Here is a 15596-nt window from a genome sequence, read left to right on the forward strand (position 1 = left end):
GGCTGACGAAGGCGGCGCGGAGCGGCGGGATCGCCCGCCCCGCGCCCCTGCGTCAGAAGTTGACGGCGAGCGTCGCCATCAGCTTTCGGCCGGTCCGGTACACGCCGCGCGGCAGCGCCACGGTATCGGCATAGCTGTAGTACTCGCTGTCCAGCAGGTTCTGGCCCGCGAGGGTCATGCTGACCTGATCACTGAAGGCCCAGCTGACCGTGGCGTCCAGATTTTCATGGTCGTCCACGTACATGTCGTTGGCCCGGTCCACACCCGTGAAGTACTCCGAACGCCAGCTGTAGCCGAGACGGGCCGAGAACTGTCCGCTCTCGTAGAACGGGCTGATGTTCAGCTGGTGGTTCGAGTTGTACGGCAGGGGCGAACCGTCGGCCGCCTCGGCGTCCACATAGGTGTAGTTGGCCAGCAGGCCGAACCCGTAGGCGAAGGTCTGCTGGTAGGCCAGGGCCACCCCGCGCACCTCGGCCGATCCGGCGTTCACCGGGCGGCTGATCTGGTAGGTGGTGACCGCCTGCTGGGCCTGGTTGAAGTGATCCTCGGGCGCTGTCGCCTGCAGAATGTAGTTGTCGATGTCCTTGTAGAAGAACTCGGCGCCGAGGATGGCTTCAGGCTGGAAGTACCACTCAAGCGAGGCGTGCAGATTCAGCGATTCATACGGGTCCAGGTCCGGGTTGCCGCCGCCGCCGGTCAGGATCTGGTCCGACAGCCAGAAGTAGTTGGACATGTCCGCGAAGTTCGGCCGCGCGATCACCTGGGCCGCCGACAGGCGCAGGATCAGGTCGTCGCTGAGGTCGAAGGCCACGTTCGCGCTGGGCAGCCAGTTGTCATAGTCCTTGGTTGCCACCACCCATTCCCAGTCGGCCTCGGTGGTGCCGCAGCCGGACGCCGTCTGGTTGATGCAGGTGTAGCCGCCGCTCTCGGATTCGGTGCGCACATAGCGCAGGCCGAAATTGCCCCGCATCCGGCCGGTCTCGAAGTCGGCCTGCACATAGGCGGCGTGGGCGGCCTCCTGGATGTTCCAGTTCTGCGAGGTGAACTCGGCGTTGCCGAACACCGTCACTTCCGGCGCGTCCTGCCAGGGCTGGAGATAGTCGCCCGAGGCCAGGTAGTCGGCCAGGGCGGCCCCGTCGATGACGAAACGGGTGCGCATCTGGTCGTTGACGTCAAAGCCCTCCAGATAGTTGGACGGCACCTGGCGCGGATTGAACATGGAGGTGTCGCCGACATAGCCGTAGATCGGGATCGACACGCCCGACATGCGCTGGTCCGTCTCGTGGTCGCGGTACTTGTAGCCGAACTGGACACGGTTGATGGCGCCGGCCAGCTCGTAGCCCAGGTCGATCTGGGCGTACTGCTCCTCGTCCGTGGTGGGCTTGGAGACGATGTTGCCGCCCCAGCCCGAGTTCCAGCCCGTCGGGCCCTGGGTCGGATCGCCTGCGCCCCAGCCGCCGTCGAAGGCGAAGGCCGTGGGATCGTCCATGATGTTGTCTTCATAGGTGACCACGCCCGGCCGCCCGGGAGCGCCCGAGATGTCCACCGTATAGTTCGACCAGTTCAGGAACTCGCCGAACAGCTGGCGCTGGGTCCCGCCCTCGGCAGAAGTGTAGCCCGCCACCCCCGACACGTCCCAGCGCTCGCCGGACCATTCCAGATTCAGGCGGTAGCTGTCCGAGGTCATGGACGCCTCGCGGTACTGCACGTCCAGCACCGACAGGGCGTTGTCGAACGTCGCTTGGGTGATGATCCCGTCCTCGACCGTGATGTCGGTGAGGCGGTCCAGCGCGTTCCACGTGTTGCCCTGGAAGGCGAACATGGACTGGTTGGTGTTGTCGTAGCTAGCGTCGATGCGCAGCCAGTCGAAATTGATCTCCAGGTTCGGGGTGGGCCGCCACTGCAGGGCCGCCATGTAGCTGTCCCGGTCACGCTGCTGCTCGAAGTAGGACGCGGCCAGGGCGTTCAGGCCGATGGCGTCGGGGTTGGCCGCCAGGGTGTCCGCGCACTGGCCGACGCAGGTGGGCGATCCGGGTTTCCACGACGGCTGGGTCGACGGCAGATAGTCGGCCGCCGTCACCGTGCCATAGGACTGCACCCCGTCGCGTCGCAGGAAGTCGCTGGCCCGTTGGGCGGCGAGCAGGACGCCGAAGGTGCGTTCCGGATTGGTCCAGTTTCCCATGATCGAATACTGGAAGTCGCCCTCCTCGGAGCGGTCGTTCCACAGATAGGTCACCGCCCCCGAGATCGGGTCGATGCCTGCGTCCAGCGGACGGCGCGTGTTGACGATCACCGTGCCGCCGATCGAGCCCTCGTCGATGCGCGGCTCGGGCGTCTTGTAGACCTCGACGCTGCCGACGATCTGCGGCGCCAGCAGCGCATAGTTGAAGGTCCGGCCCGGCTGATCGAGGATGAACCAGTCCGCCGAGGCCACCGTCTGGCCGTTCAGCAGGGTGCGGTTCAGGGCGGGGTCGGTGCCCAGGATCGAGACCTTCTCGCCCTGGCCGAACTCGCGGTCGATGGTCACGCCCGGAATGATGGTGATGGCCTCGGCCACATTGGAGGACGGGAAGCGACCCACATCCTCGGCCGTCACCACGTCGATGATGGAGTTGGAGCTGCGCTTGGTCTCCAGCGATTGCTGAAGCGCGGCGCGGATGCCGGTGACGACGACCTCGTCCACCTCCGTCACATCCGGTCCGGTTTGAGCCATTGCGGCGCCGGCGGCCATCAGGGCCAGACCGCTGACAGACGCTGCGATGAGCGATTTATGAACTCTGGTCACCCGGCACTCTCCCCTCAAAGATGGGGACCCCCGTCCCCAAGCCGATTGAAGCCCAATGTAATACCAATGATCCTGCTTTCTCTTTGCAGGAGCACGGGCTCGCCGGGCCAATGAACCGAACACTGCCCCATTACGGAAAAATGACAAGCCCAAAATGAGCCCAATTCCGAACAAATTTCATATTGGTATCTCATTGGTCCGGTGTTACCGTCACCGACGACGCGGGATGATCGGCCCGCAAGGAAGAGGTTTCGTCCATGTTTTCTGAACGGATCGGCGCGCTGGACCAGGGCGACCACGCGCCCCTTTACAAGCAGCTTCAGAAGGCCCTGCGCGACGCCATCAACGCCAAGGTGCTGGGGCCCGATGACGCCCTGCCTGCGGAACGGGATCTGGCGGCAGAGTACAAGATTTCACGCATCACCGTGCGCAAGGCGCTGGACGGCCTGGTGGGCGAAGGCCTGCTGACCCGTCGCCAGGGCGCAGGCACTTTCGTCGCCGCGCGCGTGGAGAAGAACTTCTCCAAGCTGTCGTCCTTCACCGAGGACATGATCTCGCGCGGCCGCACCCCGCACAGCGCCTGGCTGACCAAGTCGCGCGGCGCTGTGACGCCGGAAGAGTCCATGACCCTGGGCCTGTCGCCGGGCACCCCGGTCTACCGCTTCAGCCGCATCCGCTACGCCGACGGCGCGGTCATGGCGCTGGAGTTTGCGACCGTTCCCGGGTTCTGCCTGGCCTCGCCCAATGACGTGGACCACTCCCTCTATGCGGCGCTTGAGAAGACCGGCCACCGCCCGGCGCGCGCGCTGCAGCGCTTGCGCGCGGTGCTTCTGGGCGCCGAACATGCCGAGCTGATGGGCCTGCGTCCCACCGATCCCGCCCTGTTGATCGAGCGGCGTGGCATCCTGGCGGATGGTCGGGCCGTTGAGGTGACGCAGTCCTATTATCGCGGCGACGCCTATGACTTCGTCGCCGAACTGAACGCCCTGTCGTGAGAGCCGCCGCCGTGACCGCCCCGTCCGCCGAATCCACCCGCATGTTCGCCGAAGCCGCCGAAGCCTCGACCGCCGTGGCGCGCCAGCTGGCGGCCAACGAGGACATCGTGCGCGAGCTGGCCCAGACCCTGCGCCGCGAACCGCCCCGCGCGGTCGTCACCTTCGGCCGCGGCAGCTCGGACCACGCAGGCACCTACGGCCGCTATCTCATGGGCACGCGGCTGGGGGTCCTTACCTCGGCCGCCGGCCTGTCGGTCAGCTCGGTCTATCAGACCCACCAGACCCTGGACGGCGTACTGGGTCTGGCCATCTCCCAGTCGGGACAGAGCCCGGATCTTCTGTCCGCCGTGCGCGCGGCGAAGGACGCAGGCGCCCGCATGGTCGCCCTCGTGAACGATGCCGACTCGCCGCTGGCAGAGGCCGCCGACATTGTCATCCCGCTGCACGCCGGGGCCGAACGCAGCGTGGCGGCCACCAAATCCTACATCGCCTCGCTGAGCGCCCTGGCGCATCTGACGGCGGCATGGAGCGATGACGCCGGCCTGCGGGCCGGTCTTTCCGCGCTGCCTGCCCAGCTGACCCAGGCCTGGACGCTGGACTGGTCGCAGGGGATCGAGGCCCTCAGAAACGCGCGCAATCTCTACGTGCTGGGACGCGGCGTCGGCTACGGCATAGCCCTGGAGGCGGCGCTCAAGTTCAAGGAGACGTGCGGCTTGCACGCCGAGGCGTTCTCGACTGCCGAGGTGCTGCACGGCCCGATGGCCCTGGTCGAGCCCGGCTTTCCCGCGTTCGTCTTCGCCCAGAATGATGAAACCCGCGACGGAGTGCGGGCCATGGCAGCCGACATGGCCGCGCGCGGCGCCCACGTGCTGACGGCCGCGTCCGGGGAGCCCGGCGACCTGCCTGCCCTGGCCGCCGATCCGGGGCTGGAGCCGATCCTGATGATCCAGAGTTTCTACCGCATGGCCAACGCCCTGTCGGTGGCCCGGGGCTATGACCCCGATCGCCCGCCCCATCTGAACAAGGTCACTGAAACGGTCTGATGCGCACGGTTCTGATCAATGGCCAGGTGCTGACCGGCGAAGTCCTGCGCGAGGACGTGGCGGTGGTTCTGGACGGCGACCGCATCGCCGACGTGGTCGCCGACGACGCCGCGCCCGACGGCGCGCGCGTGGATCTGGACGGCGGAACCCTGCTGCCCGGCTTCATCGACACCCAGGTCAACGGCGGCGGCGGGGTCCTGTTCAACGACGAGCCGACCGTAGAGGGCATCGCGGCCATCGCCGCCGCCCACCGCCGCTTCGGCACCACCGGCTTCCTGCCCACCCTGATCAGCGACGATCTGAACGTCATCGATCGCGCGATGCGCGCGGTGGAGGCGGCCATCGAACAGGGCGTGCCGGGCGTTCTGGGCATCCATATCGAAGGCCCCTATCTCAGCGCTCGCCGCCGCGGCATCCACAGTCTGGATCACCTGCGCGATTTGGACGAGGAGGGCCTGGCCCTGCTCACCTCGCTGACGCGCGGCCGCACACTGGTCACCGTGGCTCCAGAGGCGGCCACGCCGGCGATGATCGGCCGTCTGGCCGCCGCCGGAGTGGTCGTCGCCATCGGCCACACCAACGCCGGCTATGACGAGGCCCGCCGCGCGCTGGACGCCGGCGCCAGCGGCGTCACCCACCTGTTCAACGCCATGAGCCAGCTGGGCAACCGCGAGCCCGGGGTGGTCGGCGCCGTCCTGGACGACCCGAACTGCTGGTGCGGCCTGATCGTGGACGGCCGCCACGTCCATGACGCCACCCTGAAGATCGCCCTGCGCGCCCGCCCCCTTGACCGCTTCATGCTGGTGACTGACGCCATGCCCTCGGTGGGCATGACCGACAAGGTTTTCGAGCTGAACGGCCGCCGCATCACGGTTGAGGACGGCGTCTGCATGGACGAGCACGGCACCTTGGCCGGCGCCGATCTGGACATGGCTTCGGCCGTCCGCAACGCCGTCGCGCGCCTCGGCCTCACCCTGCCCCAGGCTGCCTTCATGGCCGCCACGGCCCCCGCCGCCTTCATGGGCCTGTCCGACCAGCGCGGCGGCATCGTCCCCGGCCTGATGGCCGATCTGGTCCTGCTGGACCACGAGGGTCAGGCGATCCGCACCTGGATCGGCGGCCGCACTCAGTCGCCGGACTAGCTTCAGGTCGGCGGCGGTGTGTCGGGCTGGCCGATGAAGCGCTGGTCGCGGGCGGTTTCGTAGGCCTCGCGCACACCCTGGCGGGGCTGGTCGGCGCCCAGCTGGCTGATCTGGCCGGTCCAGACGTCGGCCAGTTGCTGGACCGTTGCGGTGATCCAGCCCGGCTCCTGCTGGCGGGACCAGGACTGGATCGAGACGCTGTTGAACACCAGCAGGAACAGGGCGGCGAAAATCACCGTGCGGCTGGTCCAGCGGCGGTCCCGGGCCGCCTCCCCCTCCTCGTCCAGCGGCGGCTCGGGCGGGAAGGCGTAGCGGCCCAGGGTCTTCAGACGGGGCTCGCGCGTGGGAAGGTCGTGCGCGTCCGCCGACTGGATCCAGTCGTTGCGATCATCCGGCTCCGGGGCAGGCGTCCGCGCAGACGTCAGACTGTCCGGCGTCAGCTCCTCACCGCGCGGCGGAAAGGGATCGTGCTCGCCGGCCGGGAAGGGGGCGGGCTCGTCGGGGGCTTTCGGCTCGTTCGGGTCCATGGGTTCCGCCAACGCCTAGAACTGGAAATAGATGAAGGGAGCCACGCCCTCGGGACGCACGGCCTCGACCAGCAGGATCAGGATCCCCACCAGCACGCCCATGGTGATGGCCGGGGCCTCCTTGACCCGCACGGCCAGCCCCTCCACGGCGCGCGGCGGCAGCCAGTGCATGGCGACCCCGCCGACGATCAGGGCCAGCAGGAACGGCGTCAGCACCATGACCGGCGCCATGCGGGCGAGGCCATGAAGCATCTGCATGGCCAGGTCGAAGCTCTCGGCCCGGAACAGGATCCAGCCCAGGCAGACGATATGGAAGGTCACGATGACCCCCAGCCAGTGCGGCAGCCCGGCCCAAGAACGTTTTTGGCCTTCGCGGAAGTGCCGCCACACCCGCTCCACCGCCTGCACCGCGCCATGCAGGGCGCCCCAGGCGATAAAGGTCCAGGCCGCCCCGTGCCACAGCCCGCCCAGCAGCATGGTGATCATGATGTTGATGCAGGACGACACCAGCCCCTTACGGCCGCCCCCCAGCGGCACGTACAGATAGTCTCTCAGCCAGCTGGACAGGCTGATGTGCCAGCGCCGCCAGAACTGTTGCAGGGACCCGGCGCGGTAAGGCTGGTCGAAATTGCGCGGGAAGGAATAGCCCAGCAGCGCCGCCAACCCGATGGCCATGTCTGAATAGGCAGAGAAATCGCAGTAGATCTGCACTGCATAGCCGTAGGTCGCCGCGGCGATGTCCAGCGCTCCGTAGGCCGACGGATCGAAGAACACCGGGTCCACCAGCCGCACGGCCAGCTCCGAGGCGATCACGGTCTTCTTGAACAGGCCCCAGGCGATCAGCAGCAGGCCCAGGGCCGCCATTTCGCGGGTCAGGCGCGGCACCCGGTCGAACTGGGGCAGCAGGTCCGAGGCCCGCACGATGGGTCCTGCCACCAGATGGGGGAAGAAGGACATCAGCAGCATGACGTCCACCAGCGAGCGCGCCGGCGGCGTCTTGCCCCGGTGCACGTCCACCACATAGCTGATGCCCTGGAAGGTGAAGAACGAGATGCCGATGGGCAAGACGATCTGCAGCAAGGGCGCGTCCCGCTCCCAGCCGAACTGGTTCAGCAGCTCGATCGCCTGCTCGACGAAGAAGCCGTAGTATTTGAACACGCCCAGAATGATCAGATTGAGTGTGACGCCCAGCGCCACCAGCCATTTTCGTCGGCCCGGGCTGTCGCTGGCCGCGATCATGGCCGCCACGCCCCAGTTCAGAATGGCCGAGGCGATCAGCAGGCCGACGAAGCGCCAGTCCCACTGGGCGTAGAAGAACCAGCTGGCCAGCAGCAGGAAGATCTTGCGCCGCCCGTTCTCGCGATCCAGCGACCAGGCGGTGAAATAGACGAACAGGAAGAAGATCCCGAAGCCCAGGGTAGGGAACAGCATCGGCTATTCCTCCGCGGCGGCCGGGACGGCCCTCGCGCGCCACGCAGCGGTCAGATCCCCGGACAGCATCTGCCCGATCCAGTCGCCCCCGGCGGAGTTGAAATGCACATGGTCGCCCCGCATCAGGGGCTCCCAGGCCGTGGCCAGCCGGTGCGCTGAACAGTCCCCGCCCATGCGTGCATGCCAGTCCCAGAACGCCACACCCATGTCGGCGGCGACCCGGCGCTGCACATCCCGGACCAGCGGCAGTTCGCGCGGGATGCGCCACAGGGTCTCTTCGTCGCCGCAGGTCCCGCCGCCCTCCGGCCGCTGGGCGTCCGGCGCGCCGAGAATCAGGATGTCGGCGTCTGGCGCCAGCGACCTCAGCCGCGCGATCTGGCCTCGCAGCAGGGGCTCATAAGCGCCGGGGTCCAGGAACGGGTCGAAGCCCTCGTTGGTGCCGAAGGCCAGCACGATGAGATCGGGCCCCCAGGCTTCGAGCTCGGCGCGCACCACCGCCGGGTCGCGCACGGCCAGATCTCTCAGGGTCGCCCCGATGACGCCCAGCGCCGACACCGCCACCCCGGGTCCCTCAGCGAACGTCGCCACCGAGTGCAGGTCCACCGCCCCGGTCCCGCCGATGAGGGTCGCTGACCGCGCCGGTTCCCCCAGCCGCACCTCGCGGCAGGCGGCGCCGGCGGCCGCGTCGGCGAAGCTGACCACCGTCTCGCTGAAACCCGCGCGCACCGTCAGGGTCCCGGCGGCGGGGCCCGACGCACCGCACAGGACAATGCGGCTGAAGGCGGCGGAACCCTCGGCTTCCATGCGCAGGGACGACCCCTCGCCCCAGATCAGCACCCGCGATCCGCTCAGCCCCACGCCGGACATGGCGGCTGAACCCGGCCCCGGCGTCACCGCCGTCCAGGCCTGTTCGAACAGTTCCACCTGCCGGGGCTGGTACAGCGCATAGGGCTTGCCCGGCGGCAGCGCACCGCGCCCGCCGCGCCCGATGCTGTTCTGCAGCCGCGAGCGCACCGAGGCGGTGATCAGGTCACCCACCGTGTGGCTGTCGCCCAGTTGCAGGATGTGCACCGGCCGCTCGCCCTCGCCGGCGGCGGCCGCGTCCAGGGCGTCGAAGAAGCGCGTCAGGGTTTCAGGGCGTTCGAGCGCGCTCATGGGGTCCTGGGCCTGTGCGGGCGTCATGACTGTCGTAAGCGCCGCGACCAGTCCGGCCAGCCGCGTGCGGCTCACCCCCCGGCCCCGTCCGCCGTCACGTTCCCCGGGCGGTTCAGCCCGGCGTCGGCCCGCAGGCGCTCGGTCACCGGCTCGGTCAGGCGCAGGTAGCCGGCCATGGACATGTGGATGCCGTCATGGGCTCGCATCAGCCGCCGCCGTCCGTCCGTGGCAGTCAGATAGGCGTCATAGGCGCCGCCGTCGCTGGAGGTCAGGGCCACGGTGTCGATATAGGCCACATCCAGCGCCGCCATGCGCTCGGCCACAAGTCCATTGATGAGGCTCATGCGCGCGTCGCAGGACTCGCGCTTCATGCGCGGCAGGCCGACCCAGTAGACCGCCACGTCGTTGTCGCGCAGCAGGGCCACCAGATCATCCACCCGCCGGGCGTAGATCTCGCGCCAGCCGGGCGTGCCGAACGCGTGGATGACCCCGTCGTCCTCGATGGCCTGGGCGTCGTTGGTGCCGAACATGACCACCGCCGCGTCGATAGGTTGTTCGCGCAGCTGTCGGGCGGTCTTGTCGTGGACGTTGACATAGTCATAGCGCGAGAGGCCGGTGGAGACCTCTGCCATGCGCACCACACGCACCCCGTCCACGTCGCGGAGATCCCGATAGACGCCGGTCCACAGCCCGTCGGCCATGGAGTCGCCGATCACCCCGACCACCAGTTCGCCTTCCGCCACACGCCGGCTCAGCGGCGTGACGCGCGGCGCGGTGGGAAGGACAGGCTCGGGCCGGGCGACCGTCGCCATGACCTGGGGCGGGGGCGGGCTTGCAGAAGCATTGGCCGAACCCAGCATGAGAGTCGGGTTGCGCAGCCAGCCGCGACCGTCCGGCGTCAGGGCCAGGCCCACGATCACCCCCACGATCAATGCCGCCGTCAGTGCGTTGATGCTGGCGCGCAACCCTCTCGCCCCCCGGAACCTGAGCGGTTCACCGGAGCCCTGTTAACCCGACAAGGGATTGTCAGACCAGCCCGAACCCGTCTCAGGCGAGGAAAAAGGTTAACGCAGGCTGCGCGGCGCGAGGATCAGCCCCAGCGTCCCTCGGCCCAGCTGGCGGCGAAATAGCCCGCCGTGGCCGCGCTGGCGGTCAGGACCGTGCCCCAGATGATGTCGATGATCGTCATTTTCGTGGACCAGAGGCTCAGGGTCGCCTGATTAGTCAGGTCATAGGTGGCGTAGGCCACCAGCCCCAGCACCGCCCCGGTGATCAGGGCACGGGTCCACTGACCCTCCTTCAGGGCCGGAGCGATGGCCAGGAAGACGATCCCGAACAGATAGATCAGATAGAAGGCCACCGCCGCGACCATGTTCGGCTTGTCGGCCAGGATCGGGCCGATGATCGGACGATACAGCCGGTCGGTCATGGTGGTCAGCCAGACCGCGTCGATGACGGCGAAGGCCACGCCTGCCCCCAGATAGGCGGCCACATATTTGATCATCGGTCGTCTCCCATTATTCCATCAAACGAACGGCTTGAGCCGATAGTGGCTGACACCCCAGGTGCGCCCGCCGTCGTCGCCGAACAGTCCTGCGGTGGCCATGAAGAATCGTCGCCAGCGCCGCGCCCACAATTTGGCGTCCGGGCCATAGGTCTGGCGCATCAGCGCCATGATCTCGGCACTGTTGACGTCGAAATTCTCCAGCCAGTGGTCTGCGGTGCGCTGATAGTGCTCGCCGGACCAGCGCCATTCCTCCTCCACCTCGAACAGGTCGGGAAACTGGCGGATCAGGCGGTGGCTGGGCATCACCCCGCCGGTGAAGAAATGCTGGGCGATGAAGTCGCTGCTGTCGCCGTGGTCGAAGCGGTAGGGCGCGTCCTTGTGGGTGAACACATGGACGAACAGCCGCCCCTCGGGCTTCAGCCAACCGCGCGCCCGGGTCAGCAGCTCGCGCCAGTTGGCCATGTGCTCGAACATCTCGACTGAGACGATGCGGTCGAAACGTTCGTCGGTCTGGAAGTCGTTCATGTCGCGGGTGATGACGGTCAGGTTCTTCAGCCCCATGGCCGTGGCCGCCGCCTCGATGTGGCCGCGCTGACCGCTGGAGTTGGACACCACCGTGATCTCAGCATTCGGATAGCGCTCGGCCATCCACAGGCTCAGCGAGCCCCAGCCGCAGCCCAGCTCCAGGATCGACTGCCCATCCTTCAAATCCGCGTGGTGGCAGGTTTCCGCCAGGGCGAACTCTTCGGCCTCGGCCAAAGTCTCGCCGCTGGTGGGGTACAGGCAGCTGGAGTATTTCAGCCGCGGCCCCAGGCAAAGACGGAAGAACTGCGGCGGCAGCTCGTAGTGCTGCTCATTGGCCGCATCGGCATGCTCTGCCACGGGCCGCGCCGCCATCTGGCAGGCGAAATCGAACTCGGTGTGGGGCGGGTCCCTGGCCAGCCGCTTCCTGGCCTCGGCCACCAGACTGGCCACCGCCGGACGCGCCACGAAGTCGGGAAAGGGGGCGTCCTGCAGACGACGGATGGCGACATTGGCCAGGTTCATGCGGAACGGCTCCTCCAGCGCGGCATTCAAATCAGATACGGCGCAGGTTCGCATCCGGATGTCATCCGGCGGGCGCTACGGGCCGTAGTTGTCCGTGAAACCCGTTCGGACCCGGAGGTTCCCCTTGCCGCCCCATCTCGTCGCCTCCACACAGGCCGGTTCCGGCGAACGCAAGCGCATCGCGGTGGTGGGATCGGGCGTGGCGGGCCTGTCCGCCGCCTGGCTGCTGGGCAAGGCGCACGCGGTGACGCTGTATGAGGCCGAAGACCGCATCGGCGGCCACTCCAACACCGTGGACGCCCCCTCGCCCCACGGGCCGGTGGCGGTGGACACCGGCTTCATCGTCTACAACGAAGCCAACTATCCCAATCTGACCGCCCTGTTCGCGCACCTGAACGTGCCCCACAAGGCCGCCTACATGTCCTTCGCCGTGTCGCTGGACGGCGGGGCGCTGGAGTATTCCAGCCACGGGGTCGGCGCCCTGTTCGCCCAGAAGCGCAATTACGCCAGTCCCCGCTTCTGGCGCATGATCGGCGACGTGCTGCGTTTCCAGAAGGAGGCGCCCGCTGACCTGGCCGAGCTGGAGGCCAGCGGAGAAACCCTGGACGCCTATCTGGATCGGCGCGGCTACAGCCCCCTGTTCCGCGACGCCCACCTGCTGCCCCAGGCGGCGGCGATCTGGTCCTCTTCCATGAGCCAGATGAGCGAATACCCGGCCGCGTCCTTTGTGCGGTTCTACATGAACCACAACCTGCTGACCTATGACACGCGGCCCACCTGGCGCACTGTGGACGGCGGCAGCCGCGCGTATGTCCAGCGCATCCTGGCCGACTTTTCCGGCGAGGTCCGCCACGCGCGGGTGACCGGCGTGGCGCGCGGGCGAGACGCGGCGGCGGTGCGGCTGGCGGACGGGTCGCTGGAACGGTTCGACGCCGTGGTGCTGGCGGTCCACTCGGATCAGGCGCTGGCCCTGCTGGAAGCCCCCACCGCCGAGGAGCGCCGCCTCATCGGCGCCATTCCTTACCAGAAGAACCGCGCCGTCCTGCACCGGGACGCCTCGCTGATGCCCAGACGCCGCAAGGCCTGGGCCGCGTGGAACCACCTGGGTCACAGCGACCGCTGCGGCGAGGGCGGCGTCACCTACTGGATGAACGATCTGCAGTCCCTGCCGGGCCCCAACCTGTTCGTCAGCCTGAACCCGGCGCGCGAGCCGGACCCCGCTACGGTGCTGGGCGAATGGGACTATGAGCATCCCGTCTTCAATCGCGCCGCCGTGGCTGCCCAGAGCGAGCTCTGGTCCTTGCAGGGTGCGCGCAATGTCTGGTTCTGCGGGGCGTGGTTCGGCTCGGGCTTCCACGAGGACGGCCTGCAGTCCGGCCTCGCCGTGGCCGAGCAGCTGGGCGGCGTGCGCCGGCCCTGGACCGTCGACAATGAGAGCGGCCGCATCCACGTGAGCGCGCCCGCAACCGCTGCGTCCCACGGCCCCTCCATGAGCCGGCCGGTGGAGCAGGTGGCCTGATCCCATGCTGATGGCCGCCCCGCCCGACGCCAGCGCGCTCTACGTGGGCCGGGTGACCCATGAACGCATGCACGGCATCCGCCACCGGCTGGCCTACCGGGTCTATATGCTGCTGCTGGATCTGGATCACATCGAGGATCGGCGGCCAGGCCTGCTGGGTCGGGGACGGTTCGGCGTGCTGAGCTGGCGCGCGGCCGACCACGGCGACCGGTCGGGCCGCGCCCTGCGCGAACAGGTGGAGGCCCATCTGGCCGGGGCGGGCATCGACATCGCGGGCGGACCGATCCGCCTGCTGACCATGCCGCGCATCCTCGGCTATGGCTTCAATCCGCTCAGCGTCTTCTTCTGCCACCACCCGGACGGGGCGCTGGCGGCGATCCTTTATGAGGTCACCAACACCTTCCACGAGCGTCACAGCTATCTGATCGCCACGCCCCGCGTTCAGACCGACGGCCCGGTGCGCCAGAGCGCCGACAAGGTGTTCTTCGTCTCGCCCCTGATGGACATGGACCTGACCTATGACTTCACCGTGCGCCCGCCCGGCGAGGCGGTGGGCGTCACCATCGCCGTGCGCCGGGGCCAGACGCCGATCCTGACCGCCAGCTTCTCCGGCGCGCGTCGGCCCCTGACCAACGGCGCGCTGCTCCGCGCCTTCGTCACCCACCCGCTTCTGACCTGGAAGGTCATGTGGGGCATTCACTGGGAGGCGGCGGTCAGCATGATCAAGGGTGCAAGATACCGCTCGCGCGGCGCGCCCCCCGTCCATCCCGTGACCTTGGGTTCTGCGCGCTGACCGGCTAGAGACGTGGTCTTGCCCGCGCGGCCGCCTCCGGCTACGAAGCGCGCAGGCCGCGTTATTCATTAGTCGGTGAAAATCAGGAACGCAGGGACGCACTCATGGGGAAAATCTATCCTGACGCGAAGGCCGCGCTTGAGGGCCTCACCTTCGACGGCATGACCGTCATGGCAGGCGGCTTCGGCCTGTGCGGCATTCCCGAAAATCTGATCGCCGGCCTGAAGGCTTCGGGCGTGAAGGACCTGACCGTCATCTCCAACAATGCGGGCGTGGACGGCTTCGGCCTGGGTCAGCTGCTGGAGACGCACCAGATCAGGAAGATGATCTCGTCCTATGTGGGCGAAAACAAGGAGTTCGAGCGCCAGTACCTGGCCGGCGAGCTGGAGCTGGAATTCAATCCCCAGGGCACCCTGGCCGAGCGCATCCGCGCGGGCGGGGCGGGCATCCCCGCCTTCTTCACCGCAACCGGCGTCGGCACCCTGGTGGCCGAAGGCAAGGAAGTCCGAAACTTCGACGGCCGCGACTATGTAATGGAGACTGGCCTGGTCGCCGACCTGTCCATCGTCAAGGCTTGGAAGGCCGACGAGCGCGGCAATCTGGTGTTCCGCAAGACCGCCCGCAATTTCAACCCGATGATGGCCACCGCCGGCAAGGTCTGTCTGGTGGAAGTGGAGGAGATCGTCCCCACCGGGTCGCTCGACCCCGACCACATCCACACCCCGGGCATCTATGTGGACCGCCTGATTCAAGGGACCTTCGAAAAGCGCATTGAGCAGCGCACGGTGCGGCAACGGGAGGCGGTCTGATGAGCGAACAGAAAGACCCCCTGAAAGAGATCAACCTCAAGCTGAACGTCGTCCTGGCGTTGCTTTCCGCCCTGATCCTTCTCGCCATCGCGTCACTCGCGGGCTTTGGTGTCCGCGTCGAATTTCCACCCGCCCAGACCGTTGAGGAGACCGCGTAATGGCCCGCACCCGCGAACAACTGGCCGAACGCGCCGCGAAGGAACTGCAGGACGGCTTCTATGTGAACCTGGGCATCGGCATCCCGACCCTGGTGGCCAACCACATCCCCGAGGGGATGGAGGTCACGCTGCAGTCCGAGAACGGCATGCTGGGCATGGGTCCGTTCCCCCATGAGGATCAGGTGGACCCCGATCTGATCAATGCGGGCAAGCAGACCATCACCGAAATCCCCGAGAGCGCCTATTTCAGCTCTGCGGACTCCTTCGCCATGATCCGGGGCGGGCACATCGATCTGTCGATCCTGGGCGCCATGGAAGTGGCCCAGAACGGCGACATCGCCAACTGGATGATCCCCGGCAAGCTGGTGAAGGGCATGGGCGGCGCCATGGATCTGGTGGCCGGCGTCAAGCGCGTGGTGGTGGTCATGGATCACGCCAACAAGCACGGCCAGTCCAAGGTATTGAAAGAATGTAGTCTGCCCCTGACCGGAACGGCCGTCGTCAGCCGCATCATCACCGACCTGGCCGTGTTCGACGTCAAGCCGGACGGCTCGGGGCTGGAGCTGATGGAACTGGCCGACGGCGTCTCCCTGGACGAGGTGCGCGAGAAGACCGAGGCTGACTTCACGGTTTCCGAAAAGGTTAATTCGCTGGCATAGTGCTGTTCGGCCGGGCGAAATACCCC

Annotated in this window: 15 protein-coding genes; 8 read left to right on the forward strand and 7 right to left on the reverse strand. The window is 67.6% G+C overall.

Going from position 1 to position 15596, the window contains the following annotated elements; all coding sequences use genetic code 11:
* Positions 1-52 precede the first annotated feature (52 nt).
* Entirely contained in the window at positions 53-2785 is a 2733-nt protein-coding gene (locus ACK4SE_RS03490; RefSeq protein WP_409688827.1) for a TonB-dependent receptor, read from the reverse strand.
* A gap of 257 nt (positions 2786-3042) precedes the next feature.
* Here ACK4SE_RS03490 and ACK4SE_RS03495 point away from each other — a divergent pair, with 257 nt between their 5' ends.
* Genes ACK4SE_RS03495 through nagA form a run of 3 tightly spaced genes read left to right on the forward strand, consistent with a single transcriptional unit; the run spans position 3043 to position 5965 of the window.
* Positions 3043-3780, forward strand: coding sequence for a GntR family transcriptional regulator (locus ACK4SE_RS03495; protein ID WP_409688829.1), 738 nt, complete (start codon positions 3043-3045; stop codon positions 3778-3780).
* Entirely contained in the window at positions 3777-4823 is a 1047-nt protein-coding gene (locus ACK4SE_RS03500) for an SIS domain-containing protein (RefSeq protein WP_409688831.1), read from the forward strand. The genes ACK4SE_RS03495 and ACK4SE_RS03500 overlap by 4 nt, the downstream gene beginning before the upstream one ends.
* Entirely contained in the window at positions 4823-5965 is a 1143-nt protein-coding gene (nagA, locus tag ACK4SE_RS03505; protein WP_409688833.1) for an N-acetylglucosamine-6-phosphate deacetylase, read from the forward strand. The genes ACK4SE_RS03500 and nagA overlap by 1 nt, the downstream gene beginning before the upstream one ends.
* Before the next feature lie 2 nt (positions 5966-5967).
* On the opposite strand, the gene ACK4SE_RS03510 is transcribed toward nagA, so the two are convergent.
* The 6 genes from ACK4SE_RS03510 to ACK4SE_RS03535 all read right to left on the reverse strand — a co-directional run bounded on the left by ACK4SE_RS03510 (position 5968) and on the right by ACK4SE_RS03535 (position 11632).
* On the reverse strand, positions 5968-6492 hold the full coding sequence (locus ACK4SE_RS03510; RefSeq protein ID WP_409688835.1) for a hypothetical protein: 525 nt from the start codon (positions 6490-6492) through the stop codon (positions 5968-5970).
* 15 nt (positions 6493-6507) lie between these two features.
* A complete protein-coding gene (locus ACK4SE_RS03515; protein ID WP_409688837.1) occupies positions 6508-7923 on the reverse strand; it encodes an MBOAT family O-acyltransferase in 1416 nt (471 codons plus the stop codon).
* Positions 7924-7926: 3 nt separating this feature from the next.
* Positions 7927-9153, reverse strand: a complete 1227-nt coding sequence (locus ACK4SE_RS03520) for a GDSL-type esterase/lipase family protein (protein ID WP_409688839.1) — start codon at positions 9151-9153, stop codon at positions 7927-7929.
* Entirely contained in the window at positions 9150-10043 is an 894-nt protein-coding gene (locus ACK4SE_RS03525; protein ID WP_409688841.1) for a DUF459 domain-containing protein, read from the reverse strand. The genes ACK4SE_RS03520 and ACK4SE_RS03525 overlap by 4 nt, the downstream gene beginning before the upstream one ends.
* Before the next feature lie 125 nt (positions 10044-10168).
* On the reverse strand, positions 10169-10582 hold the full coding sequence (locus tag ACK4SE_RS03530) for a DUF2177 family protein (protein ID WP_409688843.1): 414 nt from the start codon (positions 10580-10582) through the stop codon (positions 10169-10171).
* A gap of 21 nt (positions 10583-10603) precedes the next feature.
* Positions 10604-11632, reverse strand: a complete 1029-nt coding sequence (locus ACK4SE_RS03535; RefSeq protein WP_409688845.1) for an SAM-dependent methyltransferase — start codon at positions 11630-11632, stop codon at positions 10604-10606.
* 124 nt (positions 11633-11756) lie between these two features.
* Here ACK4SE_RS03535 and ACK4SE_RS03540 point away from each other — a divergent pair, with 124 nt between their 5' ends.
* The 5 genes from ACK4SE_RS03540 (at position 11757) to ACK4SE_RS03560 (ending at position 15570) form a co-directional block, all read left to right on the forward strand.
* Positions 11757-13151 (forward strand): NAD(P)/FAD-dependent oxidoreductase, encoded by a 1395-nt coding sequence (locus ACK4SE_RS03540; RefSeq protein WP_409688847.1) that lies wholly within the window; start codon positions 11757-11759, stop codon positions 13149-13151.
* Positions 13152-13155: 4 nt separating this feature from the next.
* Positions 13156-13944: a DUF1365 domain-containing protein gene (locus tag ACK4SE_RS03545; RefSeq protein WP_409688849.1), complete on the forward strand. Its 789-nt coding sequence runs from the start codon at positions 13156-13158 to the stop codon at positions 13942-13944.
* 104 nt (positions 13945-14048) lie between these two features.
* Positions 14049-14753: a CoA transferase subunit A gene (locus ACK4SE_RS03550; protein ID WP_409688851.1), complete on the forward strand. Its 705-nt coding sequence runs from the start codon at positions 14049-14051 to the stop codon at positions 14751-14753.
* A complete protein-coding gene (locus tag ACK4SE_RS03555) occupies positions 14753-14911 on the forward strand; it encodes a hypothetical protein (protein WP_409688853.1) in 159 nt (52 codons plus the stop codon). The genes ACK4SE_RS03550 and ACK4SE_RS03555 overlap by 1 nt, the downstream gene beginning before the upstream one ends.
* The gene (locus ACK4SE_RS03560; protein WP_409688855.1) at positions 14911-15570 is read left to right on the forward strand and encodes a 3-oxoacid CoA-transferase subunit B; all 660 of its coding nucleotides are present in this window, start codon (positions 14911-14913) and stop codon (positions 15568-15570) included. Before ACK4SE_RS03555 ends, ACK4SE_RS03560 begins: the two co-directional genes overlap by 1 nt.
* The last annotated feature ends 26 nt before the right edge of the window (positions 15571-15596 follow it).

Source organism: Brevundimonas sp. (assembly GCF_046293315.1).
Lineage (GTDB): Bacteria > Pseudomonadota > Alphaproteobacteria > Caulobacterales > Caulobacteraceae > Brevundimonas.

Bases quoted from the DNA above. Each gene is read 5' to 3' on its own strand.
- ACK4SE_RS03535 (WP_409688845.1), bottom strand. From the start codon at position 11,632: ATGAACCTGGCCAATGTCGCCATCCGTCGTCTGCAGGACGCCCCCTTT.
- ACK4SE_RS03555 (WP_409688853.1), top strand. From the start codon at position 14,753: ATGAGCGAACAGAAAGACCCCCTGAAAGAGATCAACCTCAAGCTGAAC.
- ACK4SE_RS03545 (WP_409688849.1), top strand. From the start codon at position 13,156: ATGCTGATGGCCGCCCCGCCCGACGCCAGCGCGCTCTACGTGGGCCGG.
- ACK4SE_RS03510 (WP_409688835.1), bottom strand. From the start codon at position 6,492: ATGGACCCGAACGAGCCGAAAGCCCCCGACGAGCCCGCCCCCTTCCCG.
- ACK4SE_RS03530 (WP_409688843.1), bottom strand. From the start codon at position 10,582: ATGATCAAATATGTGGCCGCCTATCTGGGGGCAGGCGTGGCCTTCGCC.
- ACK4SE_RS03550 (WP_409688851.1), top strand. From the start codon at position 14,049: ATGGGGAAAATCTATCCTGACGCGAAGGCCGCGCTTGAGGGCCTCACC.
- nagA (WP_409688833.1), top strand. From the start codon at position 4,823: ATGCGCACGGTTCTGATCAATGGCCAGGTGCTGACCGGCGAAGTCCTG.
- ACK4SE_RS03495 (WP_409688829.1), top strand. From the start codon at position 3,043: ATGTTTTCTGAACGGATCGGCGCGCTGGACCAGGGCGACCACGCGCCC.
- ACK4SE_RS03515 (WP_409688837.1), bottom strand. From the start codon at position 7,923: ATGCTGTTCCCTACCCTGGGCTTCGGGATCTTCTTCCTGTTCGTCTAT.
- ACK4SE_RS03560 (WP_409688855.1), top strand. From the start codon at position 14,911: ATGGCCCGCACCCGCGAACAACTGGCCGAACGCGCCGCGAAGGAACTG.